Source organism: Desulfonauticus sp., from assembly GCF_055126295.1.
Genome location: NZ_JBSRHE010000010.1, coordinates 1 through 26,675 on the forward strand (window position 1 = coordinate 1; position 26,675 = coordinate 26,675).

General features: G+C 39.4%; 28 protein-coding genes, 2 tRNA genes and 1 pseudogene. 12 read left to right on the forward strand and 19 right to left on the reverse strand.

Going from position 1 to position 26,675, the window contains the following annotated elements:
* On the forward strand, positions 1-719 hold a 719-nt coding region (locus ACTCIM_RS07285; protein ID WP_472314754.1), incomplete at its 5' end, for a sensor histidine kinase.
* 12 nt (positions 720-731) lie between these two features.
* Complete coding sequence (locus ACTCIM_RS07290) at positions 732-2,159, forward strand: sigma-54-dependent transcriptional regulator (RefSeq protein ID WP_472314757.1); 1,428 nt, start codon at positions 732-734, stop codon at positions 2,157-2,159.
* Positions 2,160-2,170: 11 nt separating this feature from the next.
* Here the strand turns inward: ACTCIM_RS07290 and ACTCIM_RS07295 are convergent, their stop codons facing one another.
* The 14 genes and pseudogenes from ACTCIM_RS07295 to ACTCIM_RS07360 form a co-directional block, all read right to left on the reverse strand.
* The gene (locus ACTCIM_RS07295) at positions 2,171-3,421 is read right to left on the reverse strand and encodes a PEP-utilizing enzyme (RefSeq protein ID WP_472314848.1); all 1,251 of its coding nucleotides are present in this window, start codon (positions 3,419-3,421) and stop codon (positions 2,171-2,173) included.
* A gap of 45 nt (positions 3,422-3,466) precedes the next feature.
* Positions 3,467-4,746, reverse strand: a pseudogene (locus ACTCIM_RS07300) (PEP/pyruvate-binding domain-containing protein); the annotation flags it as partial.
* Between the two features lie 11 nt (positions 4,747-4,757).
* Complete coding sequence (locus ACTCIM_RS07305) at positions 4,758-5,111, reverse strand: sulfite exporter TauE/SafE family protein (RefSeq protein ID WP_029965658.1); 354 nt, start codon at positions 5,109-5,111, stop codon at positions 4,758-4,760.
* Between the two features lie 86 nt (positions 5,112-5,197).
* Positions 5,198-5,905, reverse strand: a complete 708-nt coding sequence (locus ACTCIM_RS07310; protein ID WP_472314760.1) for a hypothetical protein — start codon at positions 5,903-5,905, stop codon at positions 5,198-5,200.
* A gap of 1 nt (position 5,906) precedes the next feature.
* Positions 5,907-7,157: a sulfite exporter TauE/SafE family protein gene (locus ACTCIM_RS07315; protein ID WP_029965656.1), complete on the reverse strand. Its 1,251-nt coding sequence runs from the start codon at positions 7,155-7,157 to the stop codon at positions 5,907-5,909.
* Entirely contained in the window at positions 7,150-7,530 is a 381-nt protein-coding gene (locus ACTCIM_RS07320) for a response regulator (protein WP_472314762.1), read from the reverse strand. The genes ACTCIM_RS07315 and ACTCIM_RS07320 overlap by 8 nt, the downstream gene beginning before the upstream one ends.
* A 3-nt stretch (positions 7,531-7,533) precedes the next feature.
* Positions 7,534-7,971: a response regulator gene (locus tag ACTCIM_RS07325; RefSeq protein WP_029965654.1), complete on the reverse strand. Its 438-nt coding sequence runs from the start codon at positions 7,969-7,971 to the stop codon at positions 7,534-7,536.
* Positions 7,961-9,673, reverse strand: coding sequence for a sensor histidine kinase (locus ACTCIM_RS07330; RefSeq protein ID WP_472314764.1), 1,713 nt, complete (start codon positions 9,671-9,673; stop codon positions 7,961-7,963). The genes ACTCIM_RS07325 and ACTCIM_RS07330 overlap by 11 nt, the downstream gene beginning before the upstream one ends.
* A 321-nt stretch (positions 9,674-9,994) precedes the next feature.
* Positions 9,995-10,071, reverse strand: a tRNA-Asp gene (locus ACTCIM_RS07335).
* Between the two features lie 9 nt (positions 10,072-10,080).
* Positions 10,081-10,156: transfer RNA gene (locus tag ACTCIM_RS07340), tRNA-Val, on the reverse strand.
* A gap of 18 nt (positions 10,157-10,174) precedes the next feature.
* Positions 10,175-10,963 (reverse strand): glycosyltransferase family 2 protein, encoded by a 789-nt coding sequence (locus ACTCIM_RS07345; RefSeq protein WP_472314767.1) that lies wholly within the window; start codon positions 10,961-10,963, stop codon positions 10,175-10,177.
* Entirely contained in the window at positions 10,954-12,132 is a 1,179-nt protein-coding gene (locus ACTCIM_RS07350; protein WP_472314770.1) for a DegT/DnrJ/EryC1/StrS family aminotransferase, read from the reverse strand. Before ACTCIM_RS07350 ends, ACTCIM_RS07345 begins: the two co-directional genes overlap by 10 nt.
* Before the next feature lie 20 nt (positions 12,133-12,152).
* Positions 12,153-12,788: a dTMP kinase gene (tmk, locus tag ACTCIM_RS07355; RefSeq protein ID WP_472314773.1), complete on the reverse strand. Its 636-nt coding sequence runs from the start codon at positions 12,786-12,788 to the stop codon at positions 12,153-12,155.
* Entirely contained in the window at positions 12,764-13,810 is a 1,047-nt protein-coding gene (locus tag ACTCIM_RS07360) for an HD domain-containing protein (protein WP_029965649.1), read from the reverse strand. Before ACTCIM_RS07360 ends, tmk begins: the two co-directional genes overlap by 25 nt.
* Positions 13,811-13,917: 107 nt before the next feature.
* On the opposite strand from ACTCIM_RS07360, the gene ACTCIM_RS07365 reads away from it, so the two are divergent.
* The 6 genes from ACTCIM_RS07365 to gap are packed head-to-tail and all read left to right on the forward strand — an operon-like array spanning position 13,918 to position 18,529.
* On the forward strand, positions 13,918-14,175 hold the full coding sequence (locus ACTCIM_RS07365) for a 4Fe-4S dicluster domain-containing protein (protein WP_472314776.1): 258 nt from the start codon (positions 13,918-13,920) through the stop codon (positions 14,173-14,175).
* Between the two features lie 3 nt (positions 14,176-14,178).
* Complete coding sequence (locus ACTCIM_RS07370) at positions 14,179-15,324, forward strand: 2-oxoacid:acceptor oxidoreductase subunit alpha (protein ID WP_472314779.1); 1,146 nt, start codon at positions 14,179-14,181, stop codon at positions 15,322-15,324.
* A gap of 4 nt (positions 15,325-15,328) precedes the next feature.
* The gene (locus ACTCIM_RS07375; RefSeq protein WP_029965645.1) at positions 15,329-16,159 is read left to right on the forward strand and encodes a thiamine pyrophosphate-dependent enzyme; all 831 of its coding nucleotides are present in this window, start codon (positions 15,329-15,331) and stop codon (positions 16,157-16,159) included.
* Between the two features lies 1 nt (position 16,160).
* Positions 16,161-16,748, forward strand: a complete 588-nt coding sequence (locus ACTCIM_RS07380) for a 2-oxoacid:acceptor oxidoreductase family protein (RefSeq protein ID WP_464279564.1) — start codon at positions 16,161-16,163, stop codon at positions 16,746-16,748.
* Positions 16,733-17,494 (forward strand): 5'/3'-nucleotidase SurE, encoded by a 762-nt coding sequence (gene surE / locus ACTCIM_RS07385; protein ID WP_029965643.1) that lies wholly within the window; start codon positions 16,733-16,735, stop codon positions 17,492-17,494. The genes ACTCIM_RS07380 and surE overlap by 16 nt, the downstream gene beginning before the upstream one ends.
* A gap of 33 nt (positions 17,495-17,527) precedes the next feature.
* Complete coding sequence (gap, locus tag ACTCIM_RS07390; protein ID WP_472314782.1) at positions 17,528-18,529, forward strand: type I glyceraldehyde-3-phosphate dehydrogenase; 1,002 nt, start codon at positions 17,528-17,530, stop codon at positions 18,527-18,529.
* A 102-nt stretch (positions 18,530-18,631) separates the two neighbouring features.
* On the opposite strand, the gene ACTCIM_RS07395 is transcribed toward gap, so the two are convergent.
* Positions 18,632-19,213, reverse strand: a complete 582-nt coding sequence (locus tag ACTCIM_RS07395; protein WP_472314785.1) for a VOC family protein — start codon at positions 19,211-19,213, stop codon at positions 18,632-18,634.
* Positions 19,214-19,303: 90 nt separating this feature from the next.
* On the opposite strand from ACTCIM_RS07395, the gene metF reads away from it, so the two are divergent.
* From metF to ACTCIM_RS07415, 4 genes are read left to right on the forward strand one after another with little or no spacing between them, the layout of a single operon-like run.
* Entirely contained in the window at positions 19,304-20,176 is an 873-nt protein-coding gene (metF, locus tag ACTCIM_RS07400) for a methylenetetrahydrofolate reductase [NAD(P)H] (protein WP_472314788.1), read from the forward strand.
* Positions 20,177-20,197: 21 nt separating this feature from the next.
* On the forward strand, positions 20,198-21,223 hold the full coding sequence (locus tag ACTCIM_RS07405; RefSeq protein WP_029965637.1) for an aspartate-semialdehyde dehydrogenase: 1,026 nt from the start codon (positions 20,198-20,200) through the stop codon (positions 21,221-21,223).
* Positions 21,224-21,235: 12 nt separating this feature from the next.
* Entirely contained in the window at positions 21,236-22,174 is a 939-nt protein-coding gene (locus ACTCIM_RS07410; protein ID WP_029965636.1) for an aminotransferase class IV, read from the forward strand.
* Positions 22,174-23,232 carry a glycosyltransferase family 4 protein gene (locus tag ACTCIM_RS07415; RefSeq protein WP_472314790.1) on the forward strand — a complete coding sequence of 353 codons (1,059 nt, stop codon included), beginning with the start codon at positions 22,174-22,176 and terminating at the stop codon, positions 23,230-23,232. The genes ACTCIM_RS07410 and ACTCIM_RS07415 overlap by 1 nt, the downstream gene beginning before the upstream one ends.
* 18 nt (positions 23,233-23,250) lie before the next feature.
* Here ACTCIM_RS07415 and ACTCIM_RS07420 read toward each other — a convergent pair whose 3' ends face one another.
* Genes ACTCIM_RS07420 through ACTCIM_RS07435 form a run of 4 tightly spaced genes read right to left on the reverse strand, consistent with a single transcriptional unit; the run spans position 23,251 to position 26,673 of the window.
* Positions 23,251-24,900, reverse strand: a complete 1,650-nt coding sequence (locus ACTCIM_RS07420; RefSeq protein WP_472314793.1) for a two-component system sensor histidine kinase NtrB — start codon at positions 24,898-24,900, stop codon at positions 23,251-23,253.
* Positions 24,901-25,692: an FIST signal transduction protein gene (locus tag ACTCIM_RS07425; RefSeq protein ID WP_472314849.1), complete on the reverse strand. Its 792-nt coding sequence runs from the start codon at positions 25,690-25,692 to the stop codon at positions 24,901-24,903.
* Complete coding sequence (locus ACTCIM_RS07430) at positions 25,685-26,011, reverse strand: FIST N-terminal domain-containing protein (RefSeq protein WP_472314796.1); 327 nt, start codon at positions 26,009-26,011, stop codon at positions 25,685-25,687. Before ACTCIM_RS07430 ends, ACTCIM_RS07425 begins: the two co-directional genes overlap by 8 nt.
* Positions 26,008-26,673: a PilZ domain-containing protein gene (locus ACTCIM_RS07435; RefSeq protein WP_029965631.1), complete on the reverse strand. Its 666-nt coding sequence runs from the start codon at positions 26,671-26,673 to the stop codon at positions 26,008-26,010. Before ACTCIM_RS07435 ends, ACTCIM_RS07430 begins: the two co-directional genes overlap by 4 nt.
* Positions 26,674-26,675: the final 2 nt, after the last annotated feature.

Genomic DNA, 26,675 nt, shown 5'->3' on the forward strand with positions numbered 1-26,675 from the left:
TTGCTCGCAGTAAGTTGGAAGAAAGTAAGGAACAACTACAAGAGACCAAGAATTTGGTTTTATTGGGTAAATTAGCTGCAGGTATTGCCCACTCTATTAGGACTCCTTTAACTTCAGTAAAGATGAGAATATTTGCTTTGAAAAAATCTTTGACTTTAGAAAAAGAGCAAGAAGAAGATTTTGAAGTTATTACGGAAGAGATAAGACATATAGACAACATAGTAAGTAATTTTCTAGAATTCTCTAGAAGACCCAAGCCAAGATTAGAGCCTCTTAAGATTGAAGAAGTTGTTTCCTCTGCAATAAAGACTCTTTCTTATCGTTTTAATTTGTATCAAATAAAGGTAAATGTAGACATTGAAGAAAATTTACCTTTGCTCAACCTAGATAAGGAACAAATACAGGAGTGTTTAACTAATATTTTAAATAACTGTTGTGAAGCTTTAGAAGAAAAAGGTGGAAATATAGAGGTTATAGTAGAAAAGGGAGTTATTGAACCGGTAGGCAAAGTGGTAAAGATTGAAATTCAAGATAATGGACCTGGTATACCTATAAACTTGTTAAATAAAATTTTTGAACCTTTTTTTACTACCAAAGACCAGGGTACAGGATTAGGTCTTAGTATAAGTAAGCGAATAATAGAGGAGCATGGAGGTTGGTTGACTGTAAAGAGCACAGTGGGTGTGGGAACAATTTTTACCATAATTTTACCAGCTTAGGATATTATTGTCATGAGTTCCAAGATTCTTATTGTTGATGATGATAAGCAACTTAGAAAAAGTTTTTCCCGCCTGTTATCTTTGGAAGGATATGAGGTAGAGAGTTTGGGTAGTGCAGAAGAAGCTCTTGATTATTTGGCTAATACAGAAGTGGATTTGGTGGTTTTGGATTACAAATTACCGAAAATGGATGGTCTAAGTTGTCTTAAGACACTTAAAAGACTTTATCCTGAGCTGCCTGTTATTATTATGACTGCCTATGGCACCAGTCATACTGCCATTGAGGCTATGAAAATAGGGGCTTTAGATTATGTATTAAAACCTTTTGAAGTAGATGAGTTTTTGTTTTTAATTAAAAGAGCGTTAAAAAATATTGCTGCTAAAGAAAAAATAAATACAGTTGATTCTCTTCCTGTGTCTAAGGGAGAAATCCTAATTGGCAAATCTAGGGCCATGCAAGAGGTCTATAAAAGCATTGGTAAGATTTCTTCTACCCAGGCCAATGTGCTTATTTTAGGAGAGACAGGAACAGGTAAGGAGTTGGTAGCTAAAGCTATCCATCAATATAGTGAGAGAGCAAGCAAACCTTTTGTTGTTGTCAATTGTGTAGCTATACCAGAGACCCTTTTAGAAAGTGAACTTTTTGGCTATGAAAAAGGAGCTTTTACTGGAGCTAATAAAGTAAAGAAAGGCAAGGTAGAGTTAGCTCAAGGAGGTACTTTGTTTTTAGATGAAATAGGAGATATGCCCCTTGCCATTCAAAGTAAACTTTTACGTTTATTGGAAGCCAAAAGTATAGAACGGTTGGGCTCTAGTACTACCTTTTCTGTAGATGTGCGGATAATAGCTGCTACAAACAGGGACCTACAAGAAAGGGTGAAAACAGGAGATTTTAGGGAAGATCTCTATTATCGCTTGCAGGTCTTAACTCTTTATCTACCTCCTCTAAGAGAGCGCAAAGGGGATATTCCCCTTTTACTTGGTCATTATCTCCAGAAATGTAGTGAAGAACTAAAGATAGAAAAACCTTCTTTAAGCAAAGAGGCTTTGGATGTTTTAGAAAATTATAGTTGGCCAGGAAATGTGCGAGAGCTTAGAAATACCGTTACTAAACTTCTTATCCAGAGCAGTTCTAGAGTAATAGGAAGAGAAGAAGTAGAGAAGGTTCTTTTCACCGAGAGACCATCTTGCTTAGCCAAGCCAGAAGAGCTTCCAGCTTGGGCCTTAGCTATTTTAGAAAATCCAGAAATAGTAAATAAGTGGCAGGTTTTGACTGATTGTTTTCAAGTATCTGTGCTTAAATACTGCTTGGAAAAGTTTCAAGGCAATAAGTCACAGGTAGCTAGGTGTTTGGGGATTACCAGACCCACCATTTTAAATAAATTGGAAAATTTAGAACAATTACATTCTTTTTTGGAAAAGAATAAGACTACCAATTGAAGTTTTTCATTTTAGTTTTTTAAGATCAGAGAAATGTCCTTTTTTATTTTTTTTCTATAGTAATCTACCTGTTTTGAGTTGTTCATAATTATATCTAATTGTCTGGTATGGATTATAAGATAACCTAAGATTTTTAATCTTTTTACTATAGGCTTTACTTCATACCTATCTAATCTTGCATCTAATTTATCTTCTATAATTTCTACCTCAAAGTTATATTCCTTTAATATTTTTCCAATAAAGATAGCCCTTTTTTTCCTGCGTTCTAGGTCAGTAGCTCCTCCTTTAAATTGGAAACGAATAAAATTATCTTTAGTCCTTTCTCCAGCCAAAGTTTCTATGCCTGTGAAGTGAAAACCAAATCTAGACTGTAAATGACAGAAATCTTTACTAATCATAAAGTAATTTTTTTGAGAATAACTGGAAGCAACCAGGGGTTCTAAATCAGGGTTAAGGGTAGATTGAAAAATAAGGCTAGCCAATCCCTTGCCATCAGGTACAGGGGGGCCTTCCCAAGGAATGGCTGTAATGCCATGCCATATGGCCAGCATGGGGATAGATCTGATGTTGTCCAGAGTCACATATTTTCCTTTTACAGGTTTTTTAAATCCATCTCCCAGATTTAAAACCCACCACTGCATGGGCACACTGGTCTTTAATTGTTTGGCCAGAGTGCCAGTAAAGTCTTTGGCCTGGGAAGTGGAAAACATTTCTTGCACGGCCTTTTCATGAATAAAACGAGTAAGATCATGCAAGGTCTTGCAACCAGAAGGTTTAAAGTTGCTTTTTTGGGGAGAAAGTAAATTTAGAGGAGTTATAAAGGTATTGATTTTTTTTAGAGTTTTAAAAACAGGGCCTTCCAAATTAACTTGAGGCGGCTTCCATTGGTATTTTTGGGCAATTTCTGGGTTTATTCCAGCCAGAATACTTTTGAGCTGGGCTATTAAGGTTATTTCCTGTCCACTTTCCAGAGATGAAAAGGCTTTTTTAACTCCTACTAGGGCAGGAAGATTAAACTCTCTGGCCACATTGGCCAAGTGTCCATTGACACTTCCAAATTCAGCAATAAGCCCAGCTGCTTGAGGTAAAACCAAAGCCCACTTGGGAGAGGCTTCTTTGACCACTAAAATGGCCTGGGGAGGAAAGGTCCAAAGATCTGCATCTTTTTGGGCTTTGTAAACTTTGCCCATGGCTACTCCTGGGCTGGCCACTTCTCCTCCTTCCAAAAGCACCTGTAACTTGCTGGTTTTAATTTTTTCCAACTCTTCTTCAGTAAAGGAAGTATTGCTGGTAGAAAGGGGACGGCTTTGTAAAATATAAAGTTGATTTTGGGAAAGCGTCCACTCAATGTCTTGAGGGTAGTGGTAATAACTTTCTATTTTTTTGGATTCTTGAGCTAAGAAAATAACTTGTTGAGCAGAAAGAGAAGGCTGGTTTTGTAGAGAAGGGGAAATTTTACTTTTTTCAATTCCCCTTTCCTTTAAAAAATAACCCCTTGTTTTACTGCCAATTTTTTTTCTATAATTACAAAGCGTTCTTTATCTTTTTTTACTTTAAAAACATCGTTTTCAATTATTCCTTCTACAATTGCCTTGGCCAAGCCATAGCAACTGCTTATAATGATTTCATCGCTTAAATTGATGGGATTAGCAGAGTAAACAACTCCAGAGACCTCTCCGGCAATCATTTCCAAAACTCCAACACACATCATTACATCTTCATCTTTTAATCCCATCTTCAGTCTATAAATAATGGCGTGAGGGTTGTACTTACTGGCAACTACTTCCTTATAGGCCTGAATGATTTCTTCCTTAGATACATTTAACTTGCTGGTGTATTGTCCAGCAAAGGAAAGATGAGCTAAATCTTCTCCCAGGGCACTGCTTCTTACAGAGACCTTTAAATCTTTTTTATTTAGTTTTTGTTGCATGGTCTCAAAAGCAGTTAAAATATTTTGCTCCAGTTCAGAAGGCAAGGAAGTAGATATAATTAGCTCTTTTATTTTGCTTGCCTGGTGAAAAATAGACTCCAGGTCATTGGGGTCTATTTCTGTTAATAAAATCCTTATTCTATCCTTTAGACTAGCTTGCTCCATAAAGAGCTGATAAGCATATTTAGTAATGGCAAAACCGTAAGGTACTTTTATGTTAAGTTTTTTATACAGTTCTCCAAGATTAGCTACCTTTGAACCTACTTTGTCTTGTAAATCTATATCTATATCTTCCAAAAAAATTATTTGTTCACCTTTTGCTGGATGCTCATCAAAGGAAATATGAGTTTCAATATTTCTAACTATTTCTTCAAAATAGATGTATAAATCTTTATATTTGTTATTAGAAAGAATATTTAAACTTTCTATCATTTTATATATTGTAGTTACTAAAGATATGCAGCGAGAACGAATATAATTTAGGCTTATAGGAATGTTTTCAGATAAAGCTCTCTCTAGTTCGGACATTATTTGGAGAGCCTGATTGTTATAAGTTAGAATGGATTTGAATATTTTGTAGTTTTGGTAAGCAAAGTTTTCATCTACAACTTTTTCTTTTTTTTCTTTAAAAAATAAATTTTTAATAAATTTTAACATATGTTAGTGTTTTACTTTTTAAAAAATAAATAAATTGCGAGTCCTAACAGGACAAAGGCAAATATTTTTTTAAACATTTGCGTATCCACGTTTTCCAGAAGCCTTGCCCCCACTTGAGCTCCAATTATGCCGCCTATGCCCAGCAGGAAGCCCAGTTTGTAATTTACATTACTTAATTTTTGGTGAGCTAGTAAGGCAGAGATGGAAATAACCAAAATGGCTAAAAAAGAAGTCCCCACAGCTTGTTGGGCTTGATAGCCCAGGTAAATTAGCAAAGGCACCATTAAAAAACCACCCCCAAGCCCGGTAAAACTGGCAGCAATTCCCACCAGGATGCCTAAAAGAATAAATTTTAATTCATTCATGTTTCATTTCCTTCTCAAGTAAAAAGTTGGCTTGGGGCAAAGAGACTTTCTTTACCCCAAGCCAAAGAGAGTGGGAAGAGAAGAGGTTAATGTTCTACTTTTGCACCTTTTTTCATTACTAAACCAAATCCTTCAAAGAGATAGAATATTCCTAATCCAAACCATAAGGTATAAATCACATAAAAGACAAGAGCAAAGGTAAGTATACCTGCTTTGTTAGCCACTTTTTCAGGAACAATTCCCAAAAAGTTGTAGGCCAATTCCACTCCTCTTTTTTGCACTGAGTCTACCAAGTCTGCTTCTTTAACCTTTTTGTCCAGTTTTAGCTCAGTATTTATACCTTTGAGTAAGGACCAGTAAACAAAGAAAAGCTTTTTGGCTGGAACCCCATAGGTTTGTTCTAAGCTGGTGGTTTCGTTGTTGTAAAGAAGTTTTCCTTCCTCAATTATTCTATCTAAAAATTTATAGAGATTTACACTAAAAGTAAGCTCATTTCCATTTTGACGGATGTTTTCTGTATGAAAAGATAGTATTTTAGTAGTATCATTAATGATGTTTTCTTCTAGATTCAAAGTAAATTGATAGTTTGTATTAAAATTTAAAGTAATATTTTTCTTCTTTAAATCGTCGAAATAGTAAGAAGAACCTTTAGCCAGAGAATTGAATAAGTCATCTGCCTTGTCCAGGGCGTTTTTACCTCCAAATTTTGGTAAAAACATGACATAAAGAACTATAAAAAAGGCGACTAGCGTAATTAAACCTAGCCAGAAGTGCTTTTTATCTTTAATTAGCATCTTAAGCCTCCTCTCTTAACTGATTTAAATTGCCTACAAACTTACCTATAACCCAAAAGGCAAAGATACCTATAATAACAAAAAAGAGATAATTTCCTATTTCTGCCAGAAGTTTAGCTGTTTGAGGATTTATACTGATAACCTTCATGTCGCCTAACTTTCCAGGTAGAGCCATTAGGCGGTTGGCAAAACCAGCTAAGATAGCAGTGGCATAAAAGCCTCTGATATAAATACCTTTTACTACTTTGGTGGTAAGGGCTCCAATTTGAATTCCCAATAAAGAGCCCAAAAGCATACCCATGGCCAAGGTATAGAAGATATAACCGTAAATGGCGTATTGGGAAATGGAAGCAAAACCAGCTGTAAAGATTATTTGTAAGATATCTGTACCCACTGTGGTGAAAGAAGAGACGCCAAGTACATAGACAAACATGGGAAAGGTTAAAAAGCCACCACCTACACCCATAATAGCAGCGACAAAACCTACAATAGCACCGCAGATAGCTACAAACCAAAAGGATATTTTCTTGCCTCCAGGCACTAAATCTTCGTCAAAGGTAATCATGGGTGGTAAGTTAAATTTTTGCAGTTTATGGGGAAGACCTTCTTTCCCTTCTTGCTCACTAGAAGAACTAGAAACTTCTACCGGAGCCTTTTTACTTTTCATAAAATCCATTAGGGCATAAATACCTAGAAATCCCAGTAAAAATACATAGATAAGGCTGATAAAAGCATCACTCATAACAGGACTAAACTCGTAAATAACCCGATTTAAGACTCCACCCACAATTACTCCGCCAAAGGAACCAACCAAAAAGGCAATGGCTAGTTTGACAGAAACATTTCCTAGTTTTTTGTGGACTACAGTGCCCATAATGGCTTTAGCAAAGATGTGAAATAAGTCTGTCCCTACTGCCAGAATTCCCTTTATGCCAGCACTCATAAGGGCCGGGGTGATAACAAAACCTCCACCAGCGCCAATACAACCAGTAATTAGACCTGCACAAAGGCCTATGGCTATGGAGACCAAGAAGATATTCAAAGAATAAAAAGCAGGAGCATAGGCTTTTTTACCACCCAAAATTAAAGGTAAGTCATCTGCAAAGGCAATTCCACCAATAATAATGGGAATTAAAAGTAGTCCTAAAATGAAGAGCCGTTTTTTGCTAGACAGGATGTTTTTAGCCATTCTTAGTTCCCACCTAGCTTGATAAGTGGAAGCCATTAGTAATAGGTTATAAAGTTTACGCATCCTTTCCTCCTTTTTTAGGTATATTTTTTTCTATACACTCAAGTAGTTCTTCCAGTTCACAGGGTTTTAAAAGGTAATCACAGGCACCCAAATCCAGACCTTTTCTGGCAGCATCTTCAGAACCATGACCTGACAGCATGACCACAGAAAGGTTGGGCACCATTTTTTTTATAATGTTCAAAACTTCTAAGCCATCCATATCTTCCATTTTGAGGTCCAAAATTACTAAATCAAAATCTTCTTTTCTAAGCAGACGAATAGCTTCCTCTCCACTGTAAGCTCTGCTTACACTAAATCCTCTTTTGGTAAGCCTTTTGGTTAAAATTTCCACAAAGGCCTTTTCATCATCTACTAATAAGATTTTGGCTTTCATTTTTTAATCCCAAGATAAATGTGAAGTTTTTTCTTTCATCTGAGCTTCTAAAATTTTTTGTTCGTGTTCTTCTTTCTTATTCTTGGCTTGTTCGATTTTATCCAAGAGCTCTTCTAACTCACAGGGTTTCATAAGATAATCAAAAGCTCCCAATTTCATGCCTTCAATGGCTGACTCCACTGTACCATGTCCTGTAAGCATAATAACTTCAATTAAAGGGTATTTGATTTTTATTTCTCTTAAAGTTTCTATACCATCCATACCAGGCATTTTAACATCCAGGATGACTACATCGATATTTTTGTTTTGATTCAAAAAATCCATACACTCTTCTCCAGAGTAAACAGCATATAAGTTTTCAATGCCTTTTTTTCTTAATCTTTTGCTTAAAGTTTCCACAAAATCTTTTTCATCATCTACTAATAATAAATTAACTTTCATTTTCTCCTCCTTGTTTATTTATTGGTAAATAGATAGTAAAGGTTGTTCCTTTACCAATTTCACTTTCTACTTTAATATCTCCTCCCATCTTTTTGATTATTCCGTAGCAGATAGAAAGTCCCAGACCTGTTCCTTTACCCACTGGCTTAGTGGTAAAGAATGGGTCAAAAATTCTGGATAAATTGGCTTTGGGAATACCACATCCTGTATCTGTTATTTCACAGATTATTTGATTTTTTGCTCTTTTGGTAGAAATGGTAATAAGTCCACCTTTTTTTTCATCAATAGCATCAATGGAATTATTGATTAAGTTGAGGAAGACTTGCTGTAGCTCTGAAGGAGAAGCATATATTTCTGGCAATCCAGGACTTAAGATAGATTTAATTTTTATATTACTAAACTTGGCCCTTCTGGCAGAAAGAGAGATAACTTCATTTATAACTTCATTGATTTGGATTTTGGATACTCGACTGTCAATGCGCCTGGCAAAACTTAGGAGTTTGTGGGTTATTTCCTTACATCTTTTGCCCTGGGTTTTTATCTGTCGTAAAGAGCGAGAAAATTCTTCTATTTTTCCCCTATCTTGAATGCTTTCTTCCAGAATATCTTCCAGCCATCCTGCTTCTTCCACCATGATTGCCACAGGGTTATTGATTTCATGGGCAATACCTGCAGCTAACTCACCTAAAGAAGCTAGTTTGCCAGCTTCTATTATTTGTTCATTCATAATTTCTTTTTCTTTATCTATCTTTTTTATATGTCTGACTAAATTTCTGGTTATTAGATAAGATAGAGCTACTATAAATATAGTACTTAAAACTAGAGAAATTATTCCAATTTTTTGAGTAAAATATAAATCTCCAAAAGCTAGTTTTTTAGGTTGTTGGAAAATTAAATACCAATTTTTATTTTCTAACTTTGATATTAGATAGATATTTAACTCTTGTAGTTCATTTTTCTTTTCAAAATAGTTTATACCTTGCCTACTATCATTTTTTTGTAAAATATCTTTTATTATGTTAGATTGAGACTCTAAAATAGGATTTTCACTGGTCTGTAGTTTGCCGTCTTCATTTACAATATAGGCTACACCAGAATGTCCTATTTTTATATTTTCTACTATTTTATTGAAATAGAAAAAATCTATAGTTGCTCTGATTAAATAAGTTTTTTGATTAGCTGTTTTTTTTACAGATATTATAAAATGGGGTAGTTTTCTAAATCCTAAGAATACATCGCTTATATAAAATATGTTGTTTTTAGCCTCGTTATACCATTTTTCTTTTTTATAATTTATTCCTTTAAGTTTAAAAGGTCCTACATAGGAAATTTGATTTCCTTCATTGTCTATAACTCCTATGTCTACAAATACATTTCCATAATTACTTTTTAAATTGTCAAATATTTTTTTTAGGGTATCTTCACTTTTTAATTCTTCAAAACTATAAATGTCAGATATAAGCAAAATATTAGATATTTTTTCATTTAAAAAATTTTCAATGTAGATTTTATGTTTTAAAAATATTAGTTTGATATTTTCTAAAGTTTTTTCCTTATAGGAAGTGTTAAATTTAAGAGCAATAAAACCATTGACCAGTAAAAGAGGAATGAGCGAAACAAGTACAATCAAAATCCACACTTGTCTGGTTAATTTTTTATAATAGTGCTCTGAATGATAGCCAGTGGATTGAGTGGTTTTCACAGTTTTTTGCTCCTTGTTTGATTGGTTTTATCTTTTGGTTATCAATAACTGTGCCTGCTTAACTTATTGATTTTATTAGCTTTATTTTGAATGGAGGTGTAAAAAAATTTTACAAGTGTAAAAGAAAAATACAGGGAGGTGCTAGAAAGCTTTTTGACTGGGAGTTTAGAACTCTTGGGATAAGTAAAAGAGAAAGTCTAGGTAAGATAGATTAAGGTTTGTTTATGGTAGATGAGAAACCTGAAATATAGAAGCTAAACTATTGAAATAAAAGAAAAAAACAAAAAGCCACTATCCTTGGATAGTGGCTTTTTTTCTTGATGGCGGGGTCGACGGGACTTGAACCCGCGGCCTCCGGCGTGACAGGCCGGCGTTATTACCATCTTAACTACGACCCCTTGTCAAAGTGGTGGGCGGAACAGGGCTCGAACCTGTGACCCCCGGCTTGTAAGGCCGATGCTCTCCCAACTGAGCTACCCGCCCTCCGTAGGAGACAGCTTTTTATATATTAGCTTGCGAGTTGTCAACATTTTTTTGAGATTTTTTTTCTTTTATCTCTAATATTTTGATATATTTAAGAAAACCATAGAAAAAAGAGTTTAGAGCCAAAATAAATCCAGCCTGACCGTCACGAAAGCCCTGTTTGAAAAGATAGATTTTTAAAAAGCGAGTCAGCCCATGGCCCAGGGCCTTGAAGAGCCCACTGGAAACACCTTTACTGGCTAAATCCTTAGCTGCTTCCTGGGTATAGTAGTTTATTTTGTTTAGATGTTCGCTCAAATTGGCGTAAGGAAAGTGGATAATGTCTCCTTTTAGTTTTTTGGTTTTACCCTGGGGCTTAAAGCCATAGTGAGGCTCAGAAATATGAAGTTTAGTCTGAGGTAAAGAAAAGACCCTGAGCAGATAGTCTGGATACCAGCCAGAATGCTTTAAAAACCTGTCAAAGTAAAAGGACCTTCTGGGGCAGTAAAAGCCCACATAGTCCCGGGGATTTTGCAGGTGTGTTATGATTTCTTTTTGTAATTCCGGGGAAAGTATTTCATCCTGGTCCAGGGAGACTACCCACTGGGTTTTAATGTGTTTAAAGGCATATTCAAACTGTTTGCCCGGTCCTGGCCAGGGATTGACTAAAACTCTGGCTCCTAAGCTTTGGGCAATTTCTCTGGTAGCGTCAGTGCTTTCTGAGTCCACCACCAGGATTTCTTGGCAAAAACTCAAACTTTGCAAACACTTTTCCAGGTATTTTTCACCATTAAAGGTAAGGACCAGTCCAGTTGCTTTTACTGACACTTGGCTTGCTCCAAGATGGTCTTTACAGCTAAAATGACATCTTCAATATCCCTTGCAGTGAGTTTGGCGGAAAGGGGAAGGCTTAGGGTTTGCCTGCCTATTTTAGCTGCCACAGGATAGTCTTCTGGCCTCCAGCCAAAGGTCTTTTGATAGTAAGGATGTTCTGGCAGGCTTAAATAGTGTACTCCAACCCCTATATTGTGAAAGGTCATCTGTTCTAAAAAGGCATCTCTAGAAATATGGGTCTTTTGTTCGTCCACCAAAATAGTAAAGAGATGATAAGAGGGTTTCAGATAAGAGGGAAAAGGAGCAGGTAAGGTTAAAGGCAGGTTCTGAAAGGCTTCCAGGTATTTTTCCCAGACCTCTTTTCTTTTTTCCCAATACTTTTCCACTCTTTTTAATTGATGAATGCCAATTGCAGCTTGTAAGTCCATCATATTGTATTTAAAGCCAGCCTCAATCACTAAATAGTGCTTATATCCCTCATCTGAAAACCTGCGCCAGGCATCAGCACTCATTCCGTGCAGGGCTAAAATTTTTATGCGTTTAGCCAGTTCCTGGTGAGGAGTAATAACCATACCTCCCTCACCAGTAATAATGTTTTTGGTAACATAAAAGCTAAAACAGCCAAAATCTCCAAAGGTTCCGCAGGGTTTATCCTTATACTTGGCCTCTATAGCATGGGCACAGTCTTCAATGATTTTGAGTCCATATTTTTGAGCTATTTCTAAAATGGGGTCCATTTCACAGGGCCTGCCTGCAAAGTGTACGGGCAAGATAGCCTTGGTCCTGGGCGTTATTTTTTTTTCAATGAGTTCAGGATTGATATTAAAGGTATCCTCTTCCACATCCACTAAAACAGGAGTGGCTCCAGCATGAATAATGGCATTTACAGTGGCACAGAAGGTAAGAGGAGTGGTGATTACTTCATCTCCAGGACCAATGTCTGCTGCAATAAGGCTTAAGTGCAGGGCAGCAGTGCAGGAATTAACAGCTATGGCATAGGGAATATTTTTGTATTGTTTAAAGTCTTCCTCAAATCTAGCTACCTTGGGACCTGTACCTAACCAGCAGGTTTTTAAACTGTGTACCACTTCTTGAATTTCTTCTTCTTCAATGAGAGGAGAACCAAAAACCAGGAATTCTTCTTTAGAACGAATGGGTTGCATGGGAAGTTTCCTTTTTAAACCTAGAATTTTAGTTTGTTTTTTATCTTTTCCAGTAACTGGGCAAAAACCTTTTCTGGAGCAGGAGAGCCATCCAGGACAATAAAGCGTTCAGGATGTAAGGAAGCCAGGGTAAGATAACCTTCTCTTATTTTCTGGTGAAAATCCAAACTTTCTGCTTCAAACCTTCCTTCCTGTCTGGATTGTTTATTCTCTAAATTGCGCTCTAGAGCTCTTTTTAGACCAGTCTCTACTGGCAGGTCCAAAAGTATAGTAATATTGGGCTCCAAGTTGTTGGTAGCCAGGGCATTTAATTGGTAGAGCAAGTCCAGTTCAATACCCCTTCCATAGCCCTGATAGACCAGGGTGGAGTCCACATAGCGGTCAGAAATCACCACTTTGCCTTGGGCCAGGGCTGGTTTTATTACCTGTTGTACATGTTCTACCCGGTCGGCCAGGTATAAAAAAAGCTCACATTCCTTGCTTATACCTTGATTTTCCAGGGAGAGCAGGATCTTTCTAAGCTCTATTCCCAGTTTGCTTCCACCTGGTTCACGGGTTAAAACTACTTCCTTATTTTGTTCTTCTAGGTAGTGTTTTAGTTTTTTGGCTTGAGTGGTTTTTCCACAGCCTTCTATTCCTTCAAAGGTAATAAACATTGGTTTATCCTCGCAAGTTTGGCTTGGGAAGTTTCTTCAGAATTATCCTTAGGCCTAGGGGTTCTTTTGGGCCAGAAAAGTGGTCTGGAGAGTACTCGGTTATACTCAGACCAAAAGGGTTCTGTTTCTGAGTCTGGTTCGATATTTAAGCTCTGTTGCAGGAGATTGAGTTTAGCGTCCAGATTGTCTGCAAAGTGGAGCAAGATAGCCTCAGGCGTTTTGGGCCTTTTGGGTGAGCCAAATTCCAGTTCCCCATGATGAGAAAGGATGAGGTGCTTTAAGTGCAGGATTAACTCAGGTTCTTTTTCTTCCAGAGGAGTTAAAAAGGGCTGGAGCTTTTCCAGACCTAAAAATATATGTCCCAAAAGTTTTCCTTCATCTGTGTAATTGCGACTAAAACTGGATTCCAGTTCAAAGGCCTTGCCCAGGTCGTGTAAACAAGCAGCAGTAAGTAAAATGTCCCTGTCTATAAAAGGGTAGAGAGCACTTAACTGCAAACAGATTTTACACACAGCTAAAGTATGCTCCACCAGTCCTCCCAGGTAGGCATGGTGGATGGATTTGCCTCCAGGGGCCTGTAAAAAGGCCTTTTTTAATTCCTGGTTTTTAAAAACAGAAGTTAAGAGATTTTTCCAGAGGGGATAGTGGATATTAGCCCAGAGTAATTCCTTTAGTTCCTGAAAAATTTCTTCTGGCGGCTTTTCAGTAGCTGGCAAAAATTGGCTTAAGTCTATTTCTTCCTGACTTAAAGGAGTTAATTCTTCTATTTTTAACTGTAGCTCCTGTCCAAAGGCTTGCACTGTTCCTCTAATCCAAAAAAAACTTTCAGGGGCAATTTCTTCCAGTTGCAAGCTCAAAGGACTCCAGATTCTGGCTTGCATTTGCCCGCTTTTGTCCTGGAGTACAAGTTGCCAGTAAGGACCATTTTTGGCCATGAGTTTTTGGGCTGATAAGACCAGGAAGATGTCCTCTACTTTTTCCTGTTCTTTTAGGTCTGTCAGGTATTTTTTTTTCTCTTTCACTGTTGCCTATCTTATTTATTTGGACTAAGAAATTAACCACTCTTGTTCCTTGGGATTTAAACAAGGAAGTATAAAAGCGCAAGTTTTATCTTATTTTTGGGGGTAAAATGGCTAAAAAGAAAGGTGAAACCATTGTTACTGTTTATCCTGCCTGGTGTAAAGGCTGTGGTATTTGTGTAAATTTTTGCCCGGGCAAGGTGTTGGAATTTGATGAACATGGCAAGGCCTATGTGGCCAGGATGGAAGAGTGTATAGGCTGTGGATTTTGTGAATTACACTGCCCGGACTTTGCCATTTCTGTGGTTGCTAAGGATAAAAAGGATAATAAAAATAATTCTGAGCATAAAAACGAGGGAAAAAATTAAGTTATGGCTAGAAAACCTAAGAGAAAAGAACTTTTTGCTTTGGGCAATGAGGCTGTGGTGGAAGGAGCCCTTTTAGCTGGATGTAGTTTTTTTGCAGGCTATCCCATTACTCCTTCTACCGAAATAGCTGAAGGTATGGCTGCAAAACTTCCTCAACTGGAAGAGGGAGTTTTTGTGCAAATGGAAGATGAAATTGCCAGTTTAGGAGCAGTGATAGGCGCTTCTCTGGCTGGCAGAAAGGCTATGACTGCCACTTCTGGACCTGGATTTTCTTTGATGCAAGAACATATTGGCTATGCCTGTATGGCTGAAGTGCCTTTGGTTATTGTCAATGTTATGCGGGGAGGCCCTTCTACCGGCTTACCCACCAATCCTGCCCAGGGAGATGTGCAGCAGGCCAGGTGGGGTACGCATGGAGACCATCCCATTATTGTCCTTTCGGCCAGTGATGTGCAAGAGTGTCTACACATGACCATTGCAGCTTTTAATTTTGCTGAAAAATACAGGACTCCTGTTATTTTGCTTTTAGACGAAGTCACAGCACACACCAGAGAAAAGATCGTGCTTCCCAGACCTGAAGAACTTACCATTATTAATCGCACCATTCCCACCATGCCACCAGAGTGGTATGTGCCTTATGAAGAGACCATGCGGGGAGTTCCTCCCATGCCACCTTTGGGCTCTGGGTATCGTTATCATGTAACTGGTCTTACCCATGATGAGCATGGCTACCCTACGAGTAAAGCTAATGAAATAAGTGCCCTTATGCATAGGTTGTTTAGAAAAATAGACCAGTTTTTCTATGACATCCAGTTGGTAGAAGAAGTGGAAACAGAGGATGCAGAGGTGGTAGTGGTGGCCTATGGTTGTGTGGCCAGGTCTGCCAAGCTAGCCATTACCCAGGCCAGAGAGAGTGGTTGTAAGGCAGGACTACTTGTCCTAAAGACCCTTTTTCCTTTTCCCAGGACCTATGTAGAAAAGCTGGCTAGACAGTGTAAAAAGGTAATAGTCCCGGAAATGAACATGGGACAGATTTCCAGAGAAGTAAAAAGGGTAAATAATGGCCTTTCCAGGGTGGTAACTATCAATAGAGTAGACGGACAGATAATTACTCCTGGAGAAATCTTGAAAAAAATTTATAAGGATTAGGCTTATGGTTGAAACCACAAAACTTATTCATGAATATTTACGACATTCTAAAAAGTTTCCTCATGTTTATTGTCCTGGTTGTGGGCATGGTATTGTGCTTGGCTCTATTATTAGAAGCGTGCACAATCTGGGGTTGAGCAAAGATGAGGTGGTGTTAATTGCTGGTATTGGCTGTTCAGGCAGAATGGCTGTGTATGTGGACTTTAACACCATTCACACCACCCACGGTCGGGCTTTAACTTTTGCTACTGGGGTTAAGCTGGCCAACCCTAAGCTAAAAGTCATAGTGGTAATGGGAGACGGAGATGCCCTGTCCATTGGCGGTAATCACTTTATCCACGCTGCCAGGAGAAATATTGGGGTGACTGCTTTGGTTTTAAATAACAACATTTATGGCATGACTGGTGGACAGAGCTCTTCCACCACACCAGAAAATTCCTATTCCACCACCACTCCCTATGGTCATCTGGAAAGGGACTTTGATGTGGTCAACCTGGCCCTTGGTTGTGGAGCCAATTTTGTTTCTAGAACTACGGCTTTACATGCGCAGTTGATGGATAAGCTTTTAACTAAAGCTATTGAAAATCCAGGATTTAATGTAGTAGAGGTCTTAACTCCCTGTTTTACTCAATATGGGCGTAAAAATAAATTTAAAAATGTTGTGGAAATGTATTCCTGGTATAGAAAAAACACTATTAAAGTAGAAAAGTATAAAGAGCTGCCTGAAGAAAAAAGAGCAGGCAAGATTCCCATTGGAGTATTCTCAGACAAACAAGAGCCTGGTTTTGAAGAAAAATATGGTCAATTAAGGGAAAAGCTTAGGAGTAAAAAATAAGATGTCAGCTAAAGAATTTTATCTCAACCGCTTTGAAATACGCCTTTCAGGCCTGGGAGGACAGGGTATCTTAACTCTGGGCAAGATTATGGGACAGGCCCTGGCCCTGGAGCATGGTTTTTATGTAACTCAAACCCAGAGTTATGGTCCTGAAGCCAGGGGTGGGGCTAGCAGGTCGGATTTGGTTATTAGTTCTTCGCCCATCAGCTATCCCAAGCCAGAAAACTTAGATGTCCTGGTGGCCTTGAGTCAGGAGGCTTGTAATCTTTATTTTCGCAATCTAAAGGCAGATGGGCTATTGGTGGTGGATACCTTTATGGTAGAGCAATTGCCTACTAATAACTATGTGGGCATACCCTTTACTCAACTGGCCAAGGAAAAGTTAAAAGTGGTTCAGGCTACCAATGTACTTACTCTGGGAGCTTTGTGTTATTTACTTCCCTTTTTAAATAAAAATGCAGCGGCTAAAACTTTAAAGGAAGTTTTTCCAGCCAAAATAATAGATAAAAATATAAAGGCCTTAAATTTAGGTTATAGCAAAGCCAAACAACTCTATCCGGATATACCTAAAAAATGGTCGTTCTCCTAACCAATGATGATGGTATTCAAGCCCTAGGCTTGCGTGCCCTGTATAGGGCCTTGCTTGGAGCAGGCATAGAAGTGGTGGTAGTAGCGCCCCTTACTGAGCAAAGTGCAGTGGGACACGCTGTGACCATCTTTTCTCCTTTGAGGAGCAAGCAAATCAAAGAAGATGGTTTTCAAGGTATAGGGATTTCTGGTACTCCAGTGGATTGCGTGAAGTGGGCCTTAAATTTTTACTTTCAGGAGAAAAAACCAGATCTGGTAATCTCAGGGATAAACAATGGAGCCAATGTGGGCATTGATATCCTTTATTCAGGGACAGTGTCAGCAGCTACAGAAGGGGCACTGGCCAATATTCCCTCTTTAGCTGTTTCCATTGATGACTTTAGGCCTGCAGACCTGGAACAAGAGGCCAGATGGGTAAGCAGATTTATTTTTGAGGTAGATTGGCCAGCACTTCCCAAGCGTACGGTTTTAAACTTAAATTTTCCTGGAATAGGGGTGGAAAAGAGTAAGGGGTTAAAAATCTGTCCCCATACAGATGTAATTTATGAGGACAGGTATGAAAAACGTCTGGACCCCAGGGGAAGGGAATACTTTTGGCTGACAGGAGTTATTCCCTTAAAAAAGGTTAGACCTGATACAGACCGCTATTTGCTTTCCCAGGGGTATATTACTTTAACTCCTTTGCAACTGGACCTTACCAATTATCAGTTGTTAAGAGATAAAGATAAGTGGTTTAAGAATAAGTAAAACCTTAACTTTAAGAGAGTTTAGGAGGTTAAAATGGCTATAAAAGTTGGTTTAAATGGCTTTGGGAGAATTGGGAGGTACTTAACCAGATTACTTAAAAATAGACCAGAGTATGAATTGGTGGTGATAAATGCCAGAGCTGATAATGCCTCTCTGGCGCATTTGCTGCGCTATGACTCTGTGCACGGCACTTTTGAGGCAGAAATAACTCCCAATGAAGAGGGTTTTATCTACGAAGGCAAACAGGTGTATGTGACCAGAAAGGCTCCTGGCGAGTGGGAGTGGGGAAAATATGAAGTGGATTTGCTGATTGAAAGCACGGGCAAGTTTAGAGACAGAGAGTCCTGCGAAAAGCATCTTGCCTGTGGAGCCAGAAGAGTCTTGATTAGTGCACCTGGAAAAGAGCCAGATGTAACTATTGTGGTAGGAGTAAATGATAAAGATTTAAAGCCAGAACATAAGATTATTTCCAATGCTTCCTGTACTACCAACTGCCTTGCTCCTGCAGCCAAGGTTATTCAGGAAAATTTTCAGATAAAACACGGTATTATGACCACCATCCACTCCTATACCATGAGTCAGAGGATTTTGGATGGCTCTCATAAGGACTTGAGAAGGGCCAGGGCAGCTGCCATGTCCATGATACCCACTACCACTGGTGCTGCCAAGGCTGTTACCCAGGTTATTCCTGAGTTAAAGGGCAAACTGGATGGCATGGCTGTGCGCGTTCCTACCCCCAATGTTTCTTTGGTGGATTTTGTTTGCGAGGTGGAAAAGCCTACTTCTAAAGAAGAAGTAAATAAGGCCTTGCAAGAAGCTTCCAGGACCTATCTTAAAGACACCCTGGGCTATACAGAAGAACCTCTGGTCTCCATAGACTTCAACGGTTCCACTTATGGCGGAGTAGTGGATGGGCTGTGCACCACAGTAATGGACTCCACCCTGGTAAAAACTTTGATTTGGTACGACAATGAAGCAGGATTTACCAATCAACTCTTACGCCTGATGGATAGAGTTGCTAACTTTTTGAAATAATTTTATTTAAAAAAATCCCCTTTAGCCTGGAAGAACTAGAGGGGATTTTTTTATTTTTTCGTTTTTAGTTTAGAAGAAGAAAAAATGATTCAGGCAAGTTAATCAAGCTTTTTGGTGGCCATGAAAAAGTTCGCTTCCAGCTCCTGGATAAACAGGAGATTGCTTATACTTAGCCGGGGTTGGCCAAAAGTGGGGGTTGGGAAATTTTCCTTCTTTAAGGGCAGCTACAGGTTCTCTATCCAGATGTTGCTCTAAGATGGATAAGTCTATGTCAGGCAAGGGCCAGGAAAATTCCAGAGGAATGTTGTTGGGGTCAAAGGTATAAAGAGAATAGATATAACCGTGATTTAGAATCTCTGACACCCAGAATTGATTGTATTCCAGCTTGTCTTTAAGCACAAAAAGGTCTTCTTTGCTTTCCACACTAAAAGCCAGGTGGTCAAAACCTAAAGGCGTATTGGTAGGATAGCCGTGTTCTTTTTCTGGCAGTTTTTCTGCACCTGGCCATTCAAAGAAAACCACCAATTCTTTAGGGGAAATTTTGAAAAAATATTGGCGATAACTGGGGCTTCCCAGAGTCATAATGAGTTCAAATCCCAAAAGGTCTCGCCAATAGCGCACAGTTTTTTCCATGTCCTGGGTGATCAGGGCAAGGTGATTTACTCCTTTTATTTTGGGATACATAATAATCTCCTTGAATTTTTGGGACTAAAGGAATATCTATAAAGTTTATCTTTTTGAAGTCAATTTACTTTTAGAGCAAGGAGTTGAATTTTGCAAATAAGAGAGCTTTTAACTCAAAGGGATTTTTTTATTTCTCTGGAGTTTTTTCCACCTAAAGAAAAGGAAAAGTGGTCAGATTTTTTTGCAGAAGTGAAAAATTTAAAACAGATAAATCCTCTTTTTGTTTCTGTAACTTATGGAGCTGGCGGAAGTACCCAGGATTATACCCTGGAGATAGTAAAGATTTTAAAACAAGATTTTGCCTTGGAGCCCATGGCCCATCTTACCTGTGTGGGAGCTAAGGAAGAAAATATTACTTTCTTTTTAGAAAGTTTAAAAGCAGCTCAAGTGGAAAACATTCTGGCCTTACGAGGAGACCCACCCAGAGGGGAAGAAAAATTTATGCCTGATAGTGAGAGGTTTAAGCACGCCTCAGATTTGGTCCAGTTTATTCGGGAAAAAGAAGGACAGGGATTTTCTCTGGGAGTAGCTGGTTATCCTGAAGGACATGTGGAAGCTAAGAGTTTGGAAGAGGATTTAAACTATCTTAAATTAAAATTGGACCTGGGTGGAGATTTTGTAATTACGCAATTGTTTTTTGACAACAACCTCTACTTTGATTTTGTAAGTAGGGCGAGAAAAATAGGCATAGACAAGCCTATTATTCCAGGGGTTTTACCCATTATGAGCCTTAAGGGCATTAAGCGGATTGTAAACCTCTGTGGAGCCAGTATCCCTCAGGAACTTTTGACTGAACTGGAAGAGGCAGAGAAAAAAAAGGGAAGTGCTGGAGTAATAGAAGTGGGTATTAAGCAGGCTCAAAAACAGGTGCAGGGGTTGTTAGAAGGTGGTGCTCCAGGAGTACACCTTTATACCTTAAATAAGTCTCAGGCTTGTTTGGAGATTGTTAAAAATATTTTATAATTTATAAAAGGGGAGGAAAACATGGCAAAGTATCCAGTAGTGGCTGTAGTAGGAGCCACAGGAGCTGTGGGCAGGGAGATGCTCAAGACTTTGGAGCAAAGGGATTTTCCAGCCAAGGAAGTGCGTGCTTTTGCGTCTGCCAGGTCCAAAGGGACCAGGCTACCCTTTAAAGATACAGAACTGGTGGTGGAAGAATTAAAGGAAGATTCCTTTAAGGGTATAGATTTGGCCTTGTTTTCTGCAGGTGGCTCTACTTCCAAAAAGTTTGCTCCTTTGGCTGCCCAGCAAGGTTGTGTGGTAGTGGACAATTCCAGTGCCTGGAGAATGGAAAAGGACATTCCTCTGGTGGTGCCAGAGGTAAATCCAGAAGACTTGCACTGGCATAAGGGCATTATTGCCAATCCCAACTGCTCTACCATTCAGATGGTGGTGGTTTTAAAGCCCTTGCACGATGTGGCCAAGATAAAGAGGGTAGTGGTTTCCACCTATCAGGCAGTTTCAGGTACAGGCCAGAAGGCCATTCAAGAACTGGAAAACCAGGTGCGACAAATCTTTAATATGCAGGAAGTGGAGAAAAAGGTTTATCCCCATCAGATAGCCTTTAATTGTCTTCCGCACATAGATGTATTTTTGGAAAACGATTACACCAAAGAAGAAATGAAAATGGTTTTGGAGACTCAAAAGATAATGCACGCCCCAGAGATTAAGGTCACTGCAACTACTGTACGGGTACCAGTATTCTATGGCCACAGCGAATCTGTAAATGTGGAATTTTTCAACAAAATTACCGCTAAAGAGGCCAGAGCCATTTTAAGTCAGGCTCCTGGCGTAAAGGTCCTGGATAACCCCAGGGAAAATATTTATCCTCTGGCTATCTATGCTGCTGGCGAGGATGACACCTTTGTGGGCAGGATTAGGGAAGACGATACTGTAGAGCATGGATTAAATATGTGGATAGTAGCTGATAACTTACGCAAAGGAGCTGCCTTAAATGCTGTGCAGATTGCAGAGCTACTTTTAATCAAAGAATTAATTAGAGTTCCTTAAAAGGAGTAAAAATTGAAAATTGCTACAGATAAGGAAGTACTGGATAAGTGGCTAAGTTATAAAAGGCCAGGAGAAGAAAATATCCTGGCCTTTTACGAGCATAGACTTGGTTTTGTAGTAAAAAACCCAAGGCTTATGCTCATTCCCCTAGATGACCACCTGGTGCACAGAGGAGATGGTGTTTTTGAAACCATGAAGTTTAAAAACAGAAAACTCTATTTATTAAAAGAACACCTAGAAAGGCTCAAAAGGTCGGCCAGCTCCATTTATTTAGATCCTCCCTGTGCCTGGGAAAGGATAGGGGAATTGATTTTAGAGGTGGCTGCTACCACCAGGGAAAAAGATGGCATAGTTTCTCTTTTTATGGGGCGGGGCCCAGGAGGTTTTACTACTGATTTTAGGGAATGTCCTGAGTCCAGTTTGTATATAGTGGTACGCAGATACCCTTATAAACCTGAAAGTTTCTGGGAAAAGGGTGTAACTGCTTTTCGGGCTGAGACTCCAGCCAAGCAGTGTTATCTGGCCAGGGTAAAGACCGTGGACTATCTTCCCAATGTATTGATGAAACGGGAAGCTATTTTAAAGGGTTATGATTTTCCCTTATGTTTTGATGAAAAGGGCTTTTTAGCTGAGGGCTCTACTGAAAATGTGATTATGGTCAGTGAGCAGGGAGAAATCGTAGTGCCAGAGCTCAGTAATGCCCTGGCTGGCACCACTATGATGCGGGCCTTAGAGCTTTTAAAGGCAGAGCATCCCATTATTTTTCGGCCCATTCGGGAAGAAGAGCTTTATGCAGCCAGAGAGATTATCCTTTTGGGTACCACTCTGGATGCAGTAAGTGTGGTGCGTTTTAATGACAAACCTGTTTTTGATGTACGACCTGGTCCTTTGAGCAAAAAGATTCGCCAGCTTTTACTGGCAGACCAGGAAAGTTATGGAGTTCCCTTTTAATGGATTTTTCTGTAGTTCACCTGGATTTGGGCAAAGAATACAGAGGAGGGCAGCGCCAGGTCTTTTATCTCTTGAGTAGTCAGCTAGAAAGAGGGATAAAGGTTGCTTTAGCTGCCCGTAAGAATTCTTTCTTGTTGCTAAAAGTCCAGGAAGAACTTCCCCAGGTGCCTGTGCTTGCCCTGGGTGGAGGAGAGTTCAACTGGTTGAGCGCACTCAAACTTGCTTCCTGGATAAAAAAAAACAACTGTACTTTTTTACACACCCATGAAGCCAGGGCCGTGGGTTTGAGTTTTTGGGTAAAAAAACTTTATCCTCAAATTCGCCTCATACACACCCGTAGAGTTTCCTATCCCTTTCGAAATTGGTGGAGCAAAAAAAAGTACACCCTGGCTGAAGCCTGGGTAGGCGTAAGTAAGGAAATCTGTGCCTACTTAAAACAACAGGGTTTACCTGCTTCCAGAATCTTTTCCATTCCCAGTGCCCTGGAGTTAAAGAGATATCCTCTGCGCCAGAAAGAACTGTCCTCACCTGTAATACTGGGTATTATTGGCGCTTTGTCTTCCCAAAAGGGACATGAACTTGTTTTGCCCTATTTAAAGCACCTTCCCTTTGCTTATCGCTTGCTAATAGTAGGAGAGGGAGAGTTGCGCCCCAGACTGGAAGCCCAGGTGCGTCTTTTGGGGTTAGAGGAGCAGGTTCGCTTCCTGGGGTTTAGGGAGAGCAATAAGATTTTGCCCAAACTGGATGTGCTTTTGGTCCCCTCTAAAGATGGAGAAGGAAGTAGTGGCACCATAAAGGAGGCCTGGGCTAGCAAGGTACCAGTGATTGCCTCTGACTTAAGAGCCAACCTGGAACTCATTGAGCCAGGGGTAAATGGCCTTATTTTTAAACTGAGCCAGCCTGAGACTTTGGTTGAAGAACTGGTAAAGTTAATTGAAGACAAAGACCTGTACTTTCGTTTGACCCAAACGGGTTTTAAAGAGGTTTTGAACTTTCAGGTGGATAAAATGGAAGCAAAATACTTCCAACTCTATACCTATCTTCTAGCAGAAGGTTAAGGCCACGGTTTAAAAAATTTAAGAATTGAGAAGCGCATCAATAGCAGTAAAGAGTTTGCGCAGGGAAAAAGGCTTCTGGATGTAAATGAATTCTCTTGGATTTAACTCCTGAATGAGTTCTTCTTTTTCTGGATAGCCACTGGTAAAAATAGTTTTTATGCGTCTTCTCTTTAGGGCCCAGGCAATGAATTCCAAGGCATTGCCGTCTTTAAGCATAATGTCGCTGATAATAAGCCCCAGTTCCTTTTCCTTTTCTTTAAAAATTCTTTTGGCTTCGCTGATAGAAGAAGCAGTGTAAACGGAAAAGTTTTTCTCCCTTAAGGCTTCTGCGGTAGCTTCCCGAATAATATCTTCATCTTCTAAAAGTAGCAGGGGACATTCTCGCAAAGCTAATACTTCTTCTTCCTTGTCCTGGGAAGCAGCAGAAACGCTTGTGGGGTCAGCTTTAAAGTAAAGTTTAAAAGTGGTTCCTTGATTGGGCCTGCTTTCCACTTCAATAAGGCCTTGGTGTTGATAGACTATTTTGGAAACCATAGCCAGGCCCAGGCCTGTGCCCTTGCCTTTTTTCTTGGTGGTAAAAAAGGGTTCAAAAATGCGCTCTTTAATCTCTTCTGGAATGCCCTGGCCTGTATCCTTGACCATGAGCAATACCTGGTCTTGAAGAGGAGAATTGTTTTCCGTGCTTAAGTGGATGTTGCGGGTAATTAAGGTGATTTCTCCTCCTTGGGGCATGGCATCTCTGGCATTGATGAGCAGGTTCATAACCACCTGTTCCAGCTGGTTGCTATTGCCCCAGATAGACCAGAGTCCAGGCTGAAAGTCAGTTTTAAAAGTGATATTTTCGCCCAGGAGGTTTTGCACCATGTTTAAGACATTGGTACACAGCTGGTTCAGGTTGATACTGGTTTTGGGTTCCAGTTCTTCTGGGCGGGAAAAGTTTAAAAGCTGGCGGGTAAGCAGGGAGGCTCTATCTATGGCCTTGAGACTTCTTTCCAGGTATTTAATGTTCTCAGGGTTTACGAGTTTTTGCAGGCATATTTCCAGATTGGTTTTCAGGGCAGTTAAAATATTATTGAAATCATGGGCCAGGCCACTGGTGAGACTGTCTATAACCTGGAGTTTTTGAGCCTGTAAGAGTTGTTGTTCGGTTTGTTTTTGGGAAGTGATATCCCGCACAATGGCAATAACTTCTTTATTGCTTATCCTAACCAGCCTGGCTTCAAAGAATTTGTTCTGCTTGGTCTGCTTGATTTGGTATTCAAAGCTATAGGGAGAGTGTTTTTTTACTTCTTCTAAGGCATTTTCAAAAAGTTTATTCACCCCTTGCACTGGAATGGTTTGAATTTTTTTCCCTAAAAGTTTATGGGGTGGCAGCAGAAAATGGGCAGAAACACTGCCCTTTATATCCAGGATTGTGCCTGTAAAATCCAGGCGAAAAATAATATCTGGAAAGGATTGAAAAATGGCCATGAGATTGGTGTTGGCTTCCTGGAGTTCTTTGGAGCTTAGAGCCAGGGCATTTTCTATAAGATACCTATCTTCTTCAAATTGATAATAGGTTTCATTGATGCGTTTAAGCAAGTCTAAACAGGGGCTTTGTTCTGGTACTTCTTTTAAAATTTTTTTTATCTGTCTTAAAAGTAGAGGGTGCCAGGGCTTAGTTTCCATTTATTTTTCTCTTAATACAGTAATGGTCATGGTTTCGTTGTGTAATTCACAACAGGATTGAGTCTCGAGCGGAGCAATTTCTCCATAGGAATAAAAACCAATAAAATTCTTATGTCCTAAAACCTCTTCTACTGCTTCCAGCTCTTCCTCAATCCTTTCTTTTAAAACAAGTTTTCTTCCAATACAACTGATTAAAAGGGCCAATTCTGAATTTTTTTGTTTAGCTCCAGTAGCAGCCATACTTGCCCCTTCTAAAAGGTTATCATGACTGGCTCGCATTAGTTGCACATAACTTCCTTCAGGAATGTCACCTGCAAATATTAGACTCTTTTCCTTTTTATCTATTCCTATAATGGAGCGCACCAGTATTTTTTGCTCTCCTTTAATGAGGGCCAAGGGAAAATAAAGGGCAGAAGATGGTAGCTCCTGGGCGTATTTTCCTAAATAAGTACTATAAAGGTCCAGGGCCACAGTATTATCCAGGGTATATAAAATATTGTCTTTACTTTTAGTAACTAGCCGTACCGGGCCAAAGGGAATAAATCCACCTGCAGAGCCGCAGGTGATAGAAAGGTTATTTCCATATAGACCCAGACCCAAAATACAGTTGTCTTGGATTTTCTGGTCATAGACCAGGAGGGTTTGTTCAAAGCGGGTACAATCTCCAGCAAGGCCTCCGCTTATGTTGATAGAAGGGGGCAAATCTTCTTTTAACCCTTCTAAAAGTTGACTGGCGTTAATATTTAGGCCCTTGCTTAAGAGAAAAATGTGTTTAAGCTGGGAGTTAAGCAGTTTTTTTTTGAAGGGCTAGCCCAGCCTCATAGCTGGAATTAAAGCCGTCTAAGTTGACCTTGACCAGTTTAAACTCAGTCTTTTCAAAAGAAATGGCTGCACTCACCAGAGAAGATTCTTTGACCTGGGTCTTATAGATTTCTCCAGCAGTAGAGCAGCCCATGATTCTGGCCTGAGGATAGTGCTGGATTAAAAATTCCACTCCCTTTTGGGCCAGAAGTTCCCGCTCGCCAAAAATTAGGACCAAACTCGCCTGCTTGAGCTTGGGAGTTTGGCTGGGGATGAGTTCCTGGTTCCAGGCAATAATTTCGCTTTTCATGATTTTAGGTAAGTAAGGATATTTTTGATGTATTTGTCTATTTTATCTATATTGGCCTTATCCTCTGCACTATTGGCCAAAAAAACAATAGCCAGGGTAGGTTTATTGTCTTCCAGAAAAAACCTTTTTATCTGGCCTTTAATCGCAATATCTTCTTTATTGGGCAGGGAAAATTTGAGCTCTACTTCATCTTCTGGGCTTAACTTATTTTTATCCCCTTCTTCCTTTAAAAGAAAAGCTGCTCCACCTCTGCTTAAGTTGAGCAAAACGCCTTCTATTTCCTTTTCTTTTTTTAAGCTGGCAGGAAAAAAACAATTTACCCTGGGCACCTTGCGAAGATTGAGGGCATCTATTTTAAAGGGCTCTCTTAAAAAGAGCATTCCCGTGGGTTTAAAGGTAAAATAAAAGGGAGTGGTAATACAGGAATAGATTTCTCCATCTACCAGCAGGCGCAAAGTAAGGTCTGGTTCAGCCTGTAAGATTCTTTTTATGCCCGCAAAAGGGGGCAAAGTGGTGAGTAAGAAATTATCTGGATACCAGCCCAGGTAAAGGGTCTTGATAGTGCCTTTGGTGGGTATTTCAATTAAAATTCTATCGCCAGGAGTGATTCTCTTTAGGACAGAGTAGAGTTTTTGTTTTTCTTTTTCCAGATTTCCCAGCATAT